Below are 14,996 nucleotides of genomic sequence, written 5' to 3'. Positions count from 1 at the left end.
TAATATCGTACTTGCCAATAAGTAAATTATTATTCCAACTGTGATATAATAATACTCTTTGCTACCGCTAAGCATATGATACAAATGAAAAAGCGCAAAAAAAACAACTAGTAAAGAAGTTACTGTTATTTCAAGGAGATTAAATTTAAAAAATAGACTTGGATCCAAGCAATAATGCACAACGAGCACTAAAATTCCAGAGGCAATCCCGCCTAAAATGATTTTTTTATGATCCTCATTTTTTAAAAGAGTAAAATAAAAAAAGCCCATCAACAGTAATTGTCCCACAAAATAAATATGCGACATGTACAAATTTGTCATCTTAAAATACAATAACACTACACAGGTAACCTGCACAAAAACAAGCAGACCGAGATAACATGTAAAAATTTTATAGGCCTTTCCAAATCTGGAAAAGCCTATAAAATATAGAATGAAGTTAATTATTAAAAATAAGTAACCTAATTTCGCAATTATAGAATACATCATTTAAGAATTCATAGGACTGTTTGGGTCTCCGTTTGGAGGACATGGTTCTGTCATATCATAAACAACGTCCCCACCAGCATTTTCTGATCCTTCTGCTCCTACTTTAAAAACATCTCTGTATATATTTGTTTCCGGATCGTATTTTGTTCCGACAAACATAAGAACCTGCTGGCCTGCATTGTTAATCCCTTTGTAAGCACGAACAGCATCGATGTCCTGATCTAACACAAGTTTTAAAGTTGTTAGCGGAATCAGATAAGCATCTACCTTATTTTTTCCATCTTCTTCAAGTCCTGGCGCTTTTTTATACTTCTGCGCCCATTTTTGACCTTCAGCTAATGGAACTTCAACACTTCCTAGATTTCCTAAATTTCCTTTTTCAGACATAATTAATTTTGTTTTTGGTTAATTAATAAATTTATAATTGGTTTAGCTAAGCTACATTTTTTTATTAAGAAAAATAATAATTAAGCATAAAAAAAGCCTTAAAAATAAGGCTTAACATTTTATTAAAATGGAACATCGCTGTCGTCATCGTCATCATTGAGATTACTTCCAAAGGCTTCATTTGCCGAGGGCAGGTTTTTAGTAATAAACGGATTGTCGTCATGATTCATTTTTGAAGGTAAATCATCGTAACCTCCCGTAAAATCTTCAAGATTATCAAATTTACCTAAGTGTCCTAAGAATTTTAAACGAATGTTTTCTAGACCACCATTACGGTGTTTTGCGATAATGAACTCTGCTTGTCCGGCAGTTGGAGATGCTTCATCATCATCCCATTCTTCAATCTTATAATATTCAGGACGATAAATAAACGATACAATATCGGCATCCTGCTCAATCGCTCCAGATTCACGAAGATCCGAAAGCAGCGGTCTTTTACTAGATCCACGGGTCTCTACGGCACGCGATAACTGCGAAAGTGCAATTACAGGAACGTTTAACTCTTTTGCCAATGCTTTTAAGTTTCGAGAAATAGTCGAAATCTCCTGCTCACGGTTTCCGCCTCCTTTACCGCTTCCTCCGGCAGTCATTAACTGCAAATAATCTACAATAATCAATTTGATTCCGTGCTGTGATGCCAAACGACGGCATTTTGCACGTAAATCGAATATCGAAAGTGAAGGTGTATCATCAATAAATAATGGTGCTTTTTCTAAGTCTTTTACTTTTGTACTCAGCTGTTCCCATTCGTGTTTTTCTAATTTTCCGGTTCTTAATTTCTCAGAAGACAATCCTGTTTCAGACGAAATAAGCCTTGTAATCAACTGTACGGACGCCATCTCCAGAGAAAATACCGCTACTGCATGCCCAAACTGAATGGAAACGTTTCTTGCCATCGAAAGTACGAAAGCCGTTTTACCCATACCCGGACGAGCAGCAATAATAATTAAATCCGAAGGCTGCCATCCAGAAGTTACTTCGTCCAATTTTTCAAAACCAGTCGCAACACCACTCAATCCTTCTTTACCAGCAATTTCTTCAATACGTTTCTTTGCCTGCAGAACCAAACTCTGAGCAGTTTCAGAACTACGTTTGATATTTCCTTGTGTTACTTCATATAGTTTAGATTCGGCTTTGTCCAACAAATCAAATACGTCGGTAGTTTCGTCATAAGATTCTTCAATAATTTCAGAAGAAATTCTAATCAAACTTCTTTGAATAAATTTTTGCAGAATAATACGCGAGTGAAATTCGATGTGGGCAGAAGAAGCAATTTTCTGCGTAAGCTGAATCAAATAAAAATCTCCTCCAGCCAATTCCAGCTTTCCATTTTTCTTTAACTGAGTAGAAACCGTCAATAAATCTATTGGCTGTGTTTCTGTAAAAAGCTGCAAGATTGCTTCAAAAATATGTTTGTGTGCATCTTTGTAAAAAGCGTCGGGCTGTAAAATATCAATTACATCATCTACCCCTTTTTTATCAATCATCATCGCCCCAAGAACTGCTTCTTCTAAGTCAAGTACTTGCGGAGGTAATTTACCTTTTTCGAGATTAATTATTGTTGTTTTATCAACCTTTACAGGGTTTACATTTTTGAAATTTTCCATATAGCGAAAGTAGCAAAATTTACAAAAAATCTGCTATCGAGTTATAACTAAAATTTGTTTATAAATAAGGTCAGTTTGTTCATAACCAAAAAAAAATCCGAAACTGTAAGGCTTCGGATTTTTCATTCATTTTCATGAACTTATTCTTTATACTCGCCCATATTACTGTATTTGTCCATTCTTTGGGCAATTAAGTCGGCTGTTGATAAATCTTTTAATTCATTATATCCTTTAGTGATGTATTCTATAACTGTTTTAAAAGTAGTTTCACGGTCATAGTGTGCTCCTCCTAGTGGTTCTGGAATTACATCATCAACTAATTTTTGTTTTTTCATGTCAGAAGAAGTCAGTTTAAGAGCTTCAGCTGCACGCTCTTTGTACTCCCAGCTTTTCCATAAAATAGAAGAGCACGATTCTGGAGAAATTACAGAGTACCATGTATTTTCTAACATATATACTTTATCTCCAACACCAATTCCTAAAGCTCCTCCAGAAGCACCTTCACCTACGATAATAGTAATGATCGGCACCTGCAGACGAACCATTTCAAAAATATTTCTAGCGATAGCTTCTCCTTGTCCTCTTTCTTCTGCCTCAAGTCCTGGGTAAGCACCCGGAGTATCAACCAAAGTTAAAACAGGGATTCCGAATTTCTCTGCCATTTTCATCAAACGCAAAGCTTTACGGTATCCTTCTGGATTGGCCATACCGAAATTACGATATTGACGTGTTTTTGTATTAAAACCTTTTTGCTGGCCGATAATCATAAACGATTGTCCATTTACTTTTCCAAGTCCGCCCACCATCGCTTTATCATCTTTAAAACCTCTGTCTCCATGAAGTTCTAAGAAAGTATCGCCGCAGATTGCTTTGATATAGTCTAAAGTATACGGTCTATTTGGATGTCTTGACAATTGTACACGCTGCCAAGCGGTAAGGTTTTTGTATATATCTTTCTTAGTTTGCTCTAATTTTTTGTTGATTTCCTTGCAAGTCGGCGTTACATCAACATCAGATTCTTTTCCAATAATTACGCACTTTTCTAACTGTTCTTCAAGTTCTTTAATTGGAAGCTCAAAATCTAAATATTCCATGGATTTTTGAATTTTGTTTGTAAATCGAACCGCAAATATAAAAATATTATATCATTGGCGAAGTTAATTGTTATTTAAAGTATAAAAATGCAATTTAAAAATAAGGAAACTATTACAAGTTTTCTTTCTTAGTCTGATAATGTTTAAAAACACCGTTTAGGATTACGGTAATAATTATTATGACTGCCCCGATGTAAAATTCGACACTCATTTTCTCTTTTCCGCCAAGAATAAAATAGGCTAAAATAATTCCGTAAACAGGCTCTAAATTAGTGGTTAACATAACTGTGTAAGGCGTTAATCGCTGCATTACTTTTACCGAAGCAGTAAAGGCATAAGCCGTACAAACTGACGCTAAAACCAACAACAAAATCCAGTTATTTAAGGACAATTGAAAGAAATCTGCTGTGAATTTTCCTTGAAACAAAAAATAAACAGAAATAAAAAAAACACCAGCACCAAACTCATAAAAAGTAATTACCGAAGGTTCATGATCTGCAATCAATTTCCCATTCATTAGCGTAAACAAAACCCCTAAAATAATTGCCGCAAGCGCATAATAAACGCCTGTTAGGTATTTAATTTCTACCTGCAAGATCAAAGCCAGCCCCGCAATTATTATCAGACCAAAAAAAACTTCATACCATAATATCTTACGTCCGTAAAATAACGGTTCTAATAAAGATGCAAAAAAAGCACCTAATGAGAATATCGATAGTGTAATGGAAACATTGGAAACATGTATGGCTTTAAAAAAGAAAATCCAGTGCAGGGCAATCAACAACCCAACAAAAATTAGTTTAAAAAATTCCTTCATCGGAACTTGAAAAGACTGTTTTTTAAAAGCAATAAATCCGCCAAGAAAAATTCCAGCGATAAGCATTCTGAACCAAACTAAATTTTCGGCATCAATTGTAATCAAAGCGCCCAAAATTGCCGTAAAACCCCAGATAAAAACAATTAAATGAAGATTTAAATAACTTTTTAAATTATCGTTTTGCATTGCGTAGTAAGTAAACCGCTAAAATTCCGAAAACCATATTTGGGAACCAGACAGCTATTAAAGGTGAGAAAGTCGATTTTTCGGCAAGTGTACCAAAGATTTTATCAAAAAAGACAAAAGAGAAAGCAATTGCAATTCCGATTGCCAGATTCGTTCCCATTCCGCCTCTTCGCTTCATAGAAGAAACCGAAACAGCAATAATCGTCAAGATAAAAGCAGACACAGGCACACTGTATTTTTTGTAAAGCACAACCAGATAAGTATTGATATTTCCAGAACCTCTTTTGCGTTCTTTTTCAATAAAATCGATTAATTTACCCAAAGTCAATGTTTCAGCAATGTAGACAACCGGAGTTAAATCTGCCAATTCAAATTTAAACGGAATCGTTTTTTCTGGTGATTTTTCCAGAACATCATTTAATTCACCAACCGTCCTTTTAGTATAATCATACAAAATATACGTTTTCTTCTTCGGATCCCATTTTATTCGGCTTGCCGTAATTTTATAGGTTAATTTTTCTTTTTCAAAATGTTCTAATGAAAAATTAAAAGCGGTCTTAGATTCTTCATTAAAGCTGTTTACAAAGATAAAATCATGGTCGTTGATCTGTCTGTAAACATTCGTGTTTTCGCCCCGCATGAGTTCCTTTCCATTTCCTTTTAAATAAGTGTAGCGAAAATTATTATACCCTTCACTTGCTGCGGGAACAATAAAAAATCCCATCAGCAGCACAAAAAGAGACACAATAGTCGCACCTATAATATAAGGACGCAAGAAACGTGTAAACGAAATTCCTGAACTCAAAATCGCAATAATCTCTGTGTTGTTAGCCAACTTTGAAGTAAACCAGATTACCGACAAAAACAAGAAGATCGGGAAAAGCGAATTGATAAAATAAATCGTAAAATTGTAATAATAGAAAGCAATATCAGGAAACGGAATTTTGTTTTCCAGCATTTTATTTACTTTCTCAGAAACATCAATTACGATTCCGATCGGTGCAAACAAAAGTAACATCACAGAGAAAGTTCCCAGATATCTTTTTAAGATGTATTTATCTATTATTGATAACATATAAAATTTGTTTCAAGTTTAAAAGTTTCAGGTTTCACGTTTCAAGTTTCAGGTCATTATAGGTAATTTGAAACTTGAAATTAAAAAACTTGAAACTCTTTTTTTAAAGTCTTTGACTCATGTTTTTGACCATCATTTCTTTCCATGGTCTAAAATCTCCAGCTAAGATATGTTTTCTGGCTTCACGAACCAACCACATATAAAAACCAAGATTATGAATAGTAGCAATTTGTTTTCCTAAATATTCATTTGCAGCAAATAAATGACGTAAATAAGCTTTTGTATATTCAGTATCCACAAAAGTATGCCCCATTTCATCGATTGGAGAAAAATCAGCTTCCCACTTTTTGTTCTTTATATTAATCGTTCCGTTTGCTGTAAACAACATTCCATTTCTGGCATTTCTTGTCGGCATAACGCAATCAAACATATCAATTCCTAACGCAATATTTTCCAAAATATTTATAGGAGTTCCCACACCCATTAAATAACGAGGTTTATCTTCAGGAAGAATTTCGCACACTACCTCAGTCATAGCATACATTTCTTCTGCCGGCTCCCCAACAGACAATCCGCCAATGGCATTTCCCTGCTGTCCCGCGTTTGCAATATATTCTGCAGACTGGCGGCGTAAATCTTTATAAGTACTTCCCTGAACAATCGGAAAAAACGTTTGCTCGTAACCGTATTTGTAAGGCACTTTATCTAAGTGATTGATACAACGATCCAGCCAGCGGTGTGTCATGTGCATCGAGCGCTGCGCATATCTGTAATCGCAAGGATAAGGCGTGCACTCATCAAAAGCCATAATAATATCAGCTCCAATAGTACGTTGAATTTCCATTACATTTTCTGGCGTAAAAAAATGATACGAACCGTCAATATGTGATTTAAATTTTACCCCTTCTTCTTTAATTTTTCTATTAGAAGAAAGCGAATATACTTGATATCCGCCAGAATCGGTCAAAATATTACGATCCCAATTCATGAATTTATGCAATCCACCCGCTTTCTCCAAAATTTCGGTTTGCGGACGTAAATACAAATGGTAAGTATTTCCCAGAATAATATCCGGATTAATATCGTCTTTAAGTTCACGCTGGTGCACTCCCTTTACAGAAGCCACAGTTCCAACAGGCATAAAAATAGGAGTTTCTATAACTCCGTGATCTGTAGTAATACTCCCCGCTCTAGCTTTAGACTGCGGATCTTTTTGTAATAAATCAAACTTCATCTGTTTCTTTTTTCAGAGCGCAAAGATAGTTTAATTTGAGGAAAATTTAATTAATTAGAAAATTTGTCAATTAGAATAATAAGATAATTCCAAACACCCCAATAAAAACCTGAAACTTCAAACTTGAACATGAAACATGAAACCTGAAACTTGAAACATCTAACTTCTAACCTCTAACTTCTAACCTCTAACTTCCAACTTTTTTAAGGCGTTCCCCAAGGGTCGGGCTTTCGGCTATATCTTTTATTCCGTTTCACTCCATAAAAGGATACCGCCTCAATCCCTAACGCAGCCAGCAGGTATTTCCTTAAGATCTAATGTAAAAACTACAACAACTTCATCATGATAATGTAACATGACAATCGTACTGATTCCTTAATTTTAATACTCTTAAACAACAATTAAATTTAGAAATCATGATAAATTCAGACAAAAGAGACGAAACAACTGAAGACAGAATCGAACGAAATCTTGACAACTTAGATTACCCAGCGAACGAAGACATCTACAATCAGGATGAAGAACTGGAAGATATAGACCCAGAAGGAATTTCTGGAGAAAGAACCATTCTTCCAGAAGACAATCACGAATGGAAACAAAACAGCGATAAGCTAGGAAATGATTTAGATATTCCAGGCGCAGAACTTGATGACGAACAAGAAGAAATCGGTTCTGAGGATGAAGAAAATAATTTTTACAGCGAAAGCGATACCAAGTAAAATTATAGTCACCTATTTTTTGCCACAGATTTTACAGATTAAGACCGGTTTTTTTTTAAATCATCTTAATCCTGGAATCTGTGGCATTATTTTTTTTTCTGCAAATTCACGAATTTATCATGAAACGGAATTCGTGAATTCGCGGCCGATAATTTTTCATTTAATCGGTGTCCCGTTTTTTAGCTACTCTGTATTACATTTTAATCATTTTTTGCAGATCAATAAAAAAATATCCAGAATTTAACAATTGTTCTAAACTAAAGCAGAAAATCATTTGTCAGCCCGCAAAATAACCTTTACTTTTGCTACAGTTTAAACTTTTATATACAAAATGAAGCCTAACACACAACAATTAAGCGATTTAACTATCCAAGTAAGAAGAGATATTCTTCGTATGGTACATGCTGTTAACTCTGGTCATCCAGGCGGATCACTAGGTTGTACTGAATTTTTGGTTACACTATATCAAAATATTATGGACCGTAAAGAAGGTTTTGATATGAACGGAATTGGAGAAGATGTTTTCTTCCTTTCAAACGGACATATTTCGCCGGTTTTTTACAGCGTTTTAGCACGCAGCGGTTATTTCCCTATATCAGAACTTGCTACTTTTAGATTATTAAATTCTCGTTTACAAGGACACCCAACAACTCACGAAGGTCTTCCTGGAGTTCGTATTGCGTCTGGTTCATTAGGACAAGGTTTATCTGTAGCTCTTGGAGCAGCACAAGCAAAAAAATTAAATGGAGACAATCATTTAGTTTTCACACTTCACGGTGACGGAGAATTACAAGAAGGTCAAAACTGGGAAGCGATCATGTATGCTTCTGCAAAAAAAGTAGATAACATCATCGCAACAGTTGACGTTAACGGAAAACAAATTGACGGAACAACTGATGAAGTTCTGCCAATGGGAAGTCTTCGCGCTAAATTTGAAGCTTTTGACTGGGATGTTATAGAAATTGCAGAAGGAAACAACATCGATGCAATCCTTGCTGGTTTAACAGATGCTAAATCTAGAACAGGAAAAGGAAAACCAGTTTGTATTCTATTACATACTGAAATGGGTAACGGAGTAGACTTTATGATGCATACGCATGCTTGGCACGGAAAAGCACCAAACAACGACCAGTTAGCAGCAGCATTAGCTCAAAATTACTCTAAAGACCAAGTAGACTATTAAAAAAGTGTTCAGTATTCAGTATAAAATGTTCCGAAAAAAAGCTCTGAACCTTAGCAACTGAAAAACTTAGAACCTCAAAAGATAAACAATGAAAAAATATACAAATACAGGAAGCAAAGATACTCGTTCTGGTTTTGGAGCGGGAATGACAGAATTAGGTCAAAAAAACGAAAATGTAGTAGCATTATGTGCTGATTTAATTGGATCGTTAAAATTTGACGATTTCAAAAAAAATCACCCGGAGCGTTTTTTCCAAATCGGAATTGCTGAGGCAAACATGATCGGAATCGCTGCAGGTTTAACTATCGGAGGAAAAATTCCTTTTACAGGAACTTTTGCTAACTTCTCTACAGGAAGAGTTTACGATCAAATTCGTCAATCTGTTGCTTATTCTGATAAAAATGTAAAAATCTGTGCTTCTCACGCTGGTTTAACACTAGGAGAAGACGGAGCAACACACCAAATCTTAGAAGATATCGGTTTAATGAAAATGCTGCCTGGAATGACCGTAATCAATACTTGTGATTACAACCAGACAAAAGCGGCTACAATTGCATTGGCAGATCACCACGGACCGGCTTATTTACGTTTCGGACGTCCAGTTGTAGCAAACTTTACACCTGCTGACGAACCTTTCGTAATCGGAAAAGCTATTTTATTAAACGAAGGAACTGATGTTACCATCATTGCAACTGGACATTTAGTTTGGGAAGCAATTATTGCTGCAGAAGCTCTAGAAGCAAAAGGAATTTCTGCGGAAGTAATCAACATCCATACTATCAAACCTCTTGACGAAGAAGCGATTTTAAAATCAATCTCTAAAACAAAATGTGTGGTTACGGCAGAAGAACACAATATCCTTGGAGGTCTTGGAGAAAGCGTATCTAGAGTTTTGGCTTTAAACCAGCCGGCTCCTCAAGAATTTGTAGCAGTACAAGATAGTTTTGGTGAGTCTGGAACTCCTGAGCAATTAATGGAAAAATACAAACTTAACAACCAAGCGATTGTTGAAGCTGTAGAAAGAGTAATCAAAAGAAAATAATTTTAGATTTTCTTACTTTATAAAAAACCTCGAAAATTTCTTTTCGAGGTTTTTTTATTCCTGTTTCCGAAATATAGCAACAAAAAAAACACCTGCATGCGCAGGTGTTTTTTTTTGTATTTAATTCACACTCTATTTAGCTGTATGATGATCTTTATCAAGATGAATTCTTAATCTTCCAGGCGTAGTGTAATCTGGCGTTCCAGAAGCAGAGAAGGCAGGAATACCTCTCGGCTCTGTTTCATCAACATTTGGCGTATTCGGATTATCAGAAACAGGATCAAAAGGATAATATTTATTTATTCCGAAGTAAAACGGCTGCTCATTCAAGGTTCCCCAACCCACTTCATTTGTTGGTTTTGTAATCTCTAATCTTGTTGTATAACCATCACCATCATCATCTTGATCTAAGAAATCAGGAATACCGTCACCATCAGTATCATCAGGATTCTTCTCCGGAGGATTTGGATACAATGTCTTATTTCTGAAGTCACGAACATATCCATCTCCATCAATATCTTCTTGATAGTCAAAAACACCATCTGGGTTTGGAATTAGAACTCCTGCAGAAGTATATCCATTGTTTTCGTGATCTAATCTTTGAATATCATAAAGTTTTATAGAGAAAATAAGTGGTGAGTAAGCAGGAATTGAACTTCCACTTGGCGGATAGGCATAATATGCTAAACCCGAAGGAATAAACAACACTCCTGCACCAAAGTCTTGATAATTTGCAGAACCATCTGTATTATAAGTTGTAGTACCTGTTTTAAACTGTGGAAAAACCTCACTCCATCCTACAATAGTACTATATAAATCGAGCATTCCAGTAGGATAAATTACTTGCTCAAAAGATGTTGTTGTTAAATGTTCTGGTTCCGTATCTGTTTTGGCAACACGTTTTAAATATTCTCCCTCATAAGCAGTTACCACACCATCAGTGTTCATAGGAGCTAAACCATTACCTTCTCTTAAAACCAAATAATACATTTTATATTTAATCCCATGAACATCTATCTCTCTTGAAAGCAACTTAGGAAATGTCGCACTATTCAAATAAGACATAATAGACGGTTGAGATGCTGCATCTGTTATCGGAGACATGGTAACGTCCATTGTTGCATTATCTACCGTTATATAATTAGTTTTTAAATATTCTTCAATATCTGCATTATCTATATTAAATTGTTCTTGATAATCTTTTAATGGCTCTACTACTACATCGTCATCATCTTTTTTATTACAAGAAACAATCGCAGTAACTGCAAGCAATAAAACAAAATAATATTTAAATTTATTCATTATTCTAATTTTTTTAGGTGCGCAAGATACAATATTGATTTATTTTTGTAAAGAATTTAACTTGGATTTTAGAAAAATTATGAGAGTAGATAAATACTTATGGTGCGTGCGCTATTACAAAACTAGAAACATGGTTACTGAAGCCTGCAAAAAGAATCATATAACGGTAAACGGACAGGTTGCAAAACCGTCAAAAGAAGTTTTTCCGACCGACAAAATCACCTTTCGAAAAGATCAAATTACACAAATAATAACGGTTTTAGATATTCCTGAGAATCGTGTGGGAGCTAAACTGGTCGATATCTATCGAAAAAACGAAACTCCTCCTGAAGCTTATGCACATTTAGAACTGCTGAAACTTTCTAAAGAACATTACCGTAAAAGCGGTACAGGACGACCTACCAAAAAAGACCGAAGAGATATTGATGAATATGGAGAGGAAATTAATGATGAGGAAGAGGAAAACTAAATTTTTAAATTCCAAAATATAAATTCCAAATTCCAAAGACTGCATTTTTACTTTTGCAATTTTGGACTCGAGCGATAGCTGACAGCCGAATCAATTTTAAAAAAATTGAAATTTAAATTTATGTATTTTAGCAAAAAATAATTATCATGAGTAACATCATCCTTACTAATCAAGAAATCGAACACAAAATAAAACGTATTGCTTATCAGATCTACGAAACTTTTGTTGATGAAGAAGAAGTAATCATTGCCGGCATTGCTTCTAATGGATTTGTATTTGCCGAAAAAATCGCCTTGGCGCTGCGCAGTATTTCAACTTTAAAAGTTTCGATCTGTGAAGTAAAAGTAAACAAACAAAACCCGCAGGAACCTATACAAACTTCCTTAAGCACCGAAGAATACAAAAACAAAGGATTAGTCTTGGTTGATGATGTTTTAAACTCAGGCACCACATTGATCTATGCGGTTCGTCATTTTTTAGATGTTCCTCTTAAAAAATTCAAAACCGCAGTGCTTGTAGACCGAAATCACAAAAAATATCCTGTAAAAGCAGATTTTAAAGGAATCTCGCTTTCAACTTCCCTATTAGAGCACGTACAAGTTGTATTTGATGCAAAAGACGGCGACTATGCTTCTTTAAGCTAGAATGTCTAAAATTTCCTGAACCGTTTCTTCGACAGATTTTCCATCAACCGGAAGCTTATATTGCGCGTGGTTGTAATAAAAACTTCTGTCGAATAAATGTTTCGCGATAAACTCTCTCATTTCTTCTTCGTCCATATTAGCAATTAACGGACGCTTACTCTTATTATGTATTAATCTATTATATAAAGTATCAATAGATGCCTTTAAATAGATCGACACAACATCTTCTCTTTGCAGTAATTCATGATTATTGGCATAACATGGTGTTCCGCCTCCTAAACCAATAATAATTTCTTCATCAGATTGCAGCAATTCCAGAAACATTTCATGTTCTAATTTTCTAAAATAAATCTCTCCATGCTTTTCAAAAATTTCATTTATCGTTAAATCTGCTCTTTTTTCGATGCATTTATCTAAATCCAAGAATGGAATATCTGCAGTTTTTGATAAATTTTGGGCAATTGTTGACTTTCCGCAGCCCATGTAACCTAATAACACTATTTTTTTCATACTAATAAAACCTTATAAACTAAGCATTTGGGATTTTTTCCAAAAAAAAGACAAATTTATGATAAAATAGCTTGGAAACTTCAAAAAAAACTCCTTATATTTGCACCCGCATTCAAGAAATTAAATGACTCGATAGCTCAGTCGGTAGAGCACATCACTTTTAATGATGGGGTCCTGGGTTCGAGCCCCAGTCGGGTCACAAATTTTGTGATTAACAAATTAAATTTCTTGAAAGCAATGACTCGATAGCTCAGTCGGTAGAGCACATCACTTTTAATGATGGGGTCCTGGGTTCGAGCCCCAGTCGGGTCACAAAAGGTCGAGTAATTTATTTTACTTGACCTTTTTTCTTTTAAGGCCATGTGGAGAAACGGTAGACTCGCCATCTTGAGGGGGTGGTGCTCGCAAGGGCGTGAGGGTTCAAATCCCTCCATGGTCACTATGAAAAAATGAAAGCCTGTAAAGTGTATATTTTGCAGGCTTTTTCATGGTTCGAAAATTTTTATGATTTTCTTCTAGATCTTGAAAAAGCCTATATTTAAAGGAGATTTTGGTTCGAACCCCATTATGGATTTATCATTTTTTAATGTTTTTTTTTCAGATAGCGATTTAAAGGTTTGGTTTCCCAACTTGAATTCAATCCAAAGTTTTAAGTTTACCAAAATCCGTTAGGGTGTCATGCATCGTTTATTATTAAAAATGCTATTTGGCGCTTTCTTTCTTCAACAATTTTCGGATGATCTTCTATTTCGTCATTAGTCAAACCACTTTCTATTTCCTGAATTTTAAAATCAATTGTGTCAATTATAAAAGAACTTATATTAGAGACATGTATCTTATCATGCCCCATTATAAACTCCAATAATTCTAAAACTGCACAAGCAGAATTTAGCGCATAACTTACTTCAATATTTTCAAAATCTTCTGTATCTGGAGTTATTTTTTCAACTTTATGAATTAACTCTTTAACTTTTACTCTGTCGATTTTGGCAAATTCAGTTTCTTCACAATACTTAATTGCTTCATTTAAAATATTAGGATTGCCCCAATTGTATTTGATATAGAAATCGACATAATCATCAATTAATCTTTTACAGATATCTATACTGAAAACAATAAGTGTTTCAATTTTTGATTTATTAATTATGTTATCCATTTCTGTATTTAATTATATAGATTTATGATGATGTAAAACGTTCCAACACTAGAGCACGTTGAGTACTACATTAAGCCCATTCTTTGGATTTGCTAAATCGTTCAAATACAAACCATTTTTCCATTAAGCCAATTATGTTTTCTGTTCGGAGTTCGTTTTTTTGATTGTTCGGTTACTATGTGTTTTGCATTGTATAACACATTGTCTTTGTTGTAGGATCTATAAAAATGTATAAATTTCCATCACACCAAAAGTTTAATTTTTGGAAATATTCTTCCATTCCTTTTGTTGGTTCAACATTGCTAAATGTCGCTTCAATATCGCTAAAGCTTCCCAATTGACACAAAAATCTCATAGGTTTTCCGCTTTTCGGACAGTTTGGAATTTCAGCTTCTTGTAGCCAATCTGGTTCTCCACAAATTCCGATACTTTCGAATTCATCAATTTCCTCTTTTTCTTCTAAACTTACTCTAACTCCTTGCCAAATAATTATTGAGTTTTTGTCAATTTCATCAAATGCACTTGTCGATGAAGCAGTGTCTGTTGGTTCAATAATTGTCGGAGAATTTGGATTTGAATAATCAAGATAAACAAAATATTCATCAGTATAAATTGGATGAATTAAGTTTACTTTGAAAGGCAACCAAGAAAACAATGGATCAGAGTTGTCTATAAAACCTAAATATTGAAAACCTGCTATAAATTCATTATTTGGGATCGTAAAGTCTTGTGGAATTTCTCCGCCAATTTGATGTTTACCGTTTTCGTCGCTTACTATTTCGTATTGCATTTCATATGTGTTAAAAGTTTGATTTAAGATTTGCTGATATAGAAACACTCGGGTCTGGGTAATTTTCCTTTACCCAAAACAAAATAAGTATAAAGTCAATTATCGTTAGCAATAGTATTTTAATAAATAATTTTATTTGTCCTTTTTAGTATTGTAGTTTGACAATCAACGTTCAGGAACTACATCGGGTTTTGACTAAATTAAGATCATTCTTGGGATTTGCCACACGAGC

15 protein-coding genes and 3 tRNA genes are annotated in these 14,996 nt (G+C 34.6%); 8 read left to right on the top strand and 10 right to left on the bottom strand.

Annotated features, from left to right (window positions below):
* Positions 1-489: 489 nt before the first annotated feature.
* The 6 genes from C4F50_RS24415 to tgt all read right to left on the bottom strand — a co-directional run bounded on the left by C4F50_RS24415 (position 490) and on the right by tgt (position 6,949).
* On the bottom strand, positions 490-876 hold the full coding sequence (locus C4F50_RS24415; RefSeq protein ID WP_194141234.1) for a hypothetical protein: 387 nt from the start codon (positions 874-876) through the stop codon (positions 490-492).
* A 122-nt stretch (positions 877-998) separates the two neighbouring features.
* Positions 999-2,543 carry a replicative DNA helicase gene (gene dnaB / locus C4F50_RS24410; protein WP_194141233.1) on the bottom strand — a complete coding sequence of 515 codons (1,545 nt, stop codon included), beginning with the start codon at positions 2,541-2,543 and terminating at the stop codon, positions 999-1,001.
* Positions 2,544-2,683: 140 nt separating this feature from the next.
* Positions 2,684-3,637: an acetyl-CoA carboxylase carboxyltransferase subunit alpha gene (locus C4F50_RS24405; RefSeq protein WP_194141232.1), complete on the bottom strand. Its 954-nt coding sequence runs from the start codon at positions 3,635-3,637 to the stop codon at positions 2,684-2,686.
* 112 nt (positions 3,638-3,749) lie between these two features.
* Complete coding sequence (locus C4F50_RS24400; protein WP_194141231.1) at positions 3,750-4,640, bottom strand: DMT family transporter; 891 nt, start codon at positions 4,638-4,640, stop codon at positions 3,750-3,752.
* Positions 4,627-5,715: an LptF/LptG family permease gene (locus C4F50_RS24395; protein WP_194141230.1), complete on the bottom strand. Its 1,089-nt coding sequence runs from the start codon at positions 5,713-5,715 to the stop codon at positions 4,627-4,629. Before C4F50_RS24395 ends, C4F50_RS24400 begins: the two co-directional genes overlap by 14 nt.
* Positions 5,716-5,818: 103 nt before the next feature.
* The gene (gene tgt / locus C4F50_RS24390; protein WP_071634924.1) at positions 5,819-6,949 is read right to left on the bottom strand and encodes a tRNA guanosine(34) transglycosylase Tgt; all 1,131 of its coding nucleotides are present in this window, start codon (positions 6,947-6,949) and stop codon (positions 5,819-5,821) included.
* Between the two features lie 416 nt (positions 6,950-7,365).
* Here tgt and C4F50_RS24385 point away from each other — a divergent pair, with 416 nt between their 5' ends.
* From C4F50_RS24385 to C4F50_RS24375, 3 genes are all read left to right on the top strand, one after another.
* Positions 7,366-7,668 carry a hypothetical protein gene (locus C4F50_RS24385; protein WP_194141229.1) on the top strand — a complete coding sequence of 101 codons (303 nt, stop codon included), beginning with the start codon at positions 7,366-7,368 and terminating at the stop codon, positions 7,666-7,668.
* Positions 7,669-7,999: 331 nt separating this feature from the next.
* The gene (locus C4F50_RS24380; RefSeq protein WP_194141228.1) at positions 8,000-8,851 is read left to right on the top strand and encodes a transketolase; all 852 of its coding nucleotides are present in this window, start codon (positions 8,000-8,002) and stop codon (positions 8,849-8,851) included.
* A gap of 88 nt (positions 8,852-8,939) precedes the next feature.
* Positions 8,940-9,893 carry a transketolase family protein gene (locus C4F50_RS24375; protein WP_194141227.1) on the top strand — a complete coding sequence of 318 codons (954 nt, stop codon included), beginning with the start codon at positions 8,940-8,942 and terminating at the stop codon, positions 9,891-9,893.
* A gap of 132 nt (positions 9,894-10,025) precedes the next feature.
* Here C4F50_RS24375 and bamM read toward each other — a convergent pair whose 3' ends face one another.
* Positions 10,026-11,195 carry a BamM family beta-barrel-assembly machinery protein gene (gene bamM, locus C4F50_RS24370; RefSeq protein ID WP_194141226.1) on the bottom strand — a complete coding sequence of 390 codons (1,170 nt, stop codon included), beginning with the start codon at positions 11,193-11,195 and terminating at the stop codon, positions 10,026-10,028.
* A 79-nt stretch (positions 11,196-11,274) separates the two neighbouring features.
* Here bamM and C4F50_RS24365 point away from each other — a divergent pair, with 79 nt between their 5' ends.
* Together C4F50_RS24365 and C4F50_RS24360 are read left to right on the top strand one after the other, a co-directional pair.
* Complete coding sequence (locus C4F50_RS24365; protein WP_194141225.1) at positions 11,275-11,664, top strand: RNA-binding S4 domain-containing protein; 390 nt, start codon at positions 11,275-11,277, stop codon at positions 11,662-11,664.
* A 143-nt stretch (positions 11,665-11,807) separates the two neighbouring features.
* Complete coding sequence (locus C4F50_RS24360) at positions 11,808-12,308, top strand: phosphoribosyltransferase family protein (RefSeq protein ID WP_194141267.1); 501 nt, start codon at positions 11,808-11,810, stop codon at positions 12,306-12,308.
* Here the strand turns inward: C4F50_RS24360 and C4F50_RS24355 are convergent.
* A complete protein-coding gene (locus C4F50_RS24355; RefSeq protein ID WP_194141224.1) occupies positions 12,300-12,818 on the bottom strand; it encodes a shikimate kinase in 519 nt (172 codons plus the stop codon). The two genes, C4F50_RS24360 and C4F50_RS24355, sit on opposite strands and share 9 nt — an antisense overlap.
* Positions 12,819-12,944: 126 nt before the next feature.
* On the opposite strand from C4F50_RS24355, the gene C4F50_RS24350 reads away from it, so the two are divergent.
* The 3 genes from C4F50_RS24350 (at position 12,945) to C4F50_RS24340 (ending at position 13,257) form a co-directional block, all read left to right on the top strand.
* Positions 12,945-13,017, top strand: a tRNA-Lys gene (locus C4F50_RS24350).
* 40 nt (positions 13,018-13,057) lie between these two features.
* Positions 13,058-13,130: transfer RNA gene (locus C4F50_RS24345), tRNA-Lys, on the top strand.
* Between the two features lie 44 nt (positions 13,131-13,174).
* A tRNA-Leu gene (locus tag C4F50_RS24340) sits at positions 13,175-13,257 on the top strand.
* Between the two features lie 237 nt (positions 13,258-13,494).
* On the opposite strand, the gene C4F50_RS24335 is transcribed toward C4F50_RS24340, so the two are convergent.
* Both C4F50_RS24335 and C4F50_RS24330 read right to left on the bottom strand, forming a co-directional pair.
* Complete coding sequence (locus C4F50_RS24335) at positions 13,495-13,974, bottom strand: DUF416 family protein (RefSeq protein ID WP_194141223.1); 480 nt, start codon at positions 13,972-13,974, stop codon at positions 13,495-13,497.
* A gap of 175 nt (positions 13,975-14,149) precedes the next feature.
* On the bottom strand, positions 14,150-14,764 hold the full coding sequence (locus C4F50_RS24330) for a hypothetical protein (RefSeq protein WP_194141222.1): 615 nt from the start codon (positions 14,762-14,764) through the stop codon (positions 14,150-14,152).
* Between the last annotated feature and the right edge of the window lie 232 nt (positions 14,765-14,996).

Origin of the sequence: Flavobacterium hungaricum (genome assembly GCF_015182285.1) — a bacterium.
Lineage (GTDB): Bacteria > Bacteroidota > Bacteroidia > Flavobacteriales > Flavobacteriaceae > Flavobacterium > Flavobacterium hungaricum.
This window is presented reverse-complemented; position numbering and strand designations above follow the sequence as displayed.

What these genes read in the sequence shown, in the direction of transcription:
- dnaB (WP_194141233.1), bottom strand. Translation starts at nt 2,543, where the DNA reads ATGGAAAATTTCAAAAATGTAAACCCTGTAAAGGTTGATAAAACAACA.
- C4F50_RS24330 (WP_194141222.1), bottom strand. Translation starts at nt 14,764, where the DNA reads ATGCAATACGAAATAGTAAGCGACGAAAACGGTAAACATCAAATTGGC.
- C4F50_RS24405 (WP_194141232.1), bottom strand. Translation starts at nt 3,637, where the DNA reads ATGGAATATTTAGATTTTGAGCTTCCAATTAAAGAACTTGAAGAACAG.
- bamM (WP_194141226.1), bottom strand. Translation starts at nt 11,195, where the DNA reads ATGAATAAATTTAAATATTATTTTGTTTTATTGCTTGCAGTTACTGCG.
- C4F50_RS24395 (WP_194141230.1), bottom strand. Translation starts at nt 5,715, where the DNA reads ATGTTATCAATAATAGATAAATACATCTTAAAAAGATATCTGGGAACT.
- C4F50_RS24355 (WP_194141224.1), bottom strand. Translation starts at nt 12,818, where the DNA reads ATGAAAAAAATAGTGTTATTAGGTTACATGGGCTGCGGAAAGTCAACA.
- C4F50_RS24415 (WP_194141234.1), bottom strand. Translation starts at nt 876, where the DNA reads ATGTCTGAAAAAGGAAATTTAGGAAATCTAGGAAGTGTTGAAGTTCCA.
- tgt (WP_071634924.1), bottom strand. Translation starts at nt 6,949, where the DNA reads ATGAAGTTTGATTTATTACAAAAAGATCCGCAGTCTAAAGCTAGAGCG.
- C4F50_RS24335 (WP_194141223.1), bottom strand. Translation starts at nt 13,974, where the DNA reads ATGGATAACATAATTAATAAATCAAAAATTGAAACACTTATTGTTTTC.
- C4F50_RS24385 (WP_194141229.1), top strand. Translation starts at nt 7,366, where the DNA reads ATGATAAATTCAGACAAAAGAGACGAAACAACTGAAGACAGAATCGAA.
- C4F50_RS24375 (WP_194141227.1), top strand. Translation starts at nt 8,940, where the DNA reads ATGAAAAAATATACAAATACAGGAAGCAAAGATACTCGTTCTGGTTTT.
- C4F50_RS24365 (WP_194141225.1), top strand. Translation starts at nt 11,275, where the DNA reads ATGAGAGTAGATAAATACTTATGGTGCGTGCGCTATTACAAAACTAGA.
- C4F50_RS24400 (WP_194141231.1), bottom strand. Translation starts at nt 4,640, where the DNA reads ATGCAAAACGATAATTTAAAAAGTTATTTAAATCTTCATTTAATTGTT.
- C4F50_RS24380 (WP_194141228.1), top strand. Translation starts at nt 8,000, where the DNA reads ATGAAGCCTAACACACAACAATTAAGCGATTTAACTATCCAAGTAAGA.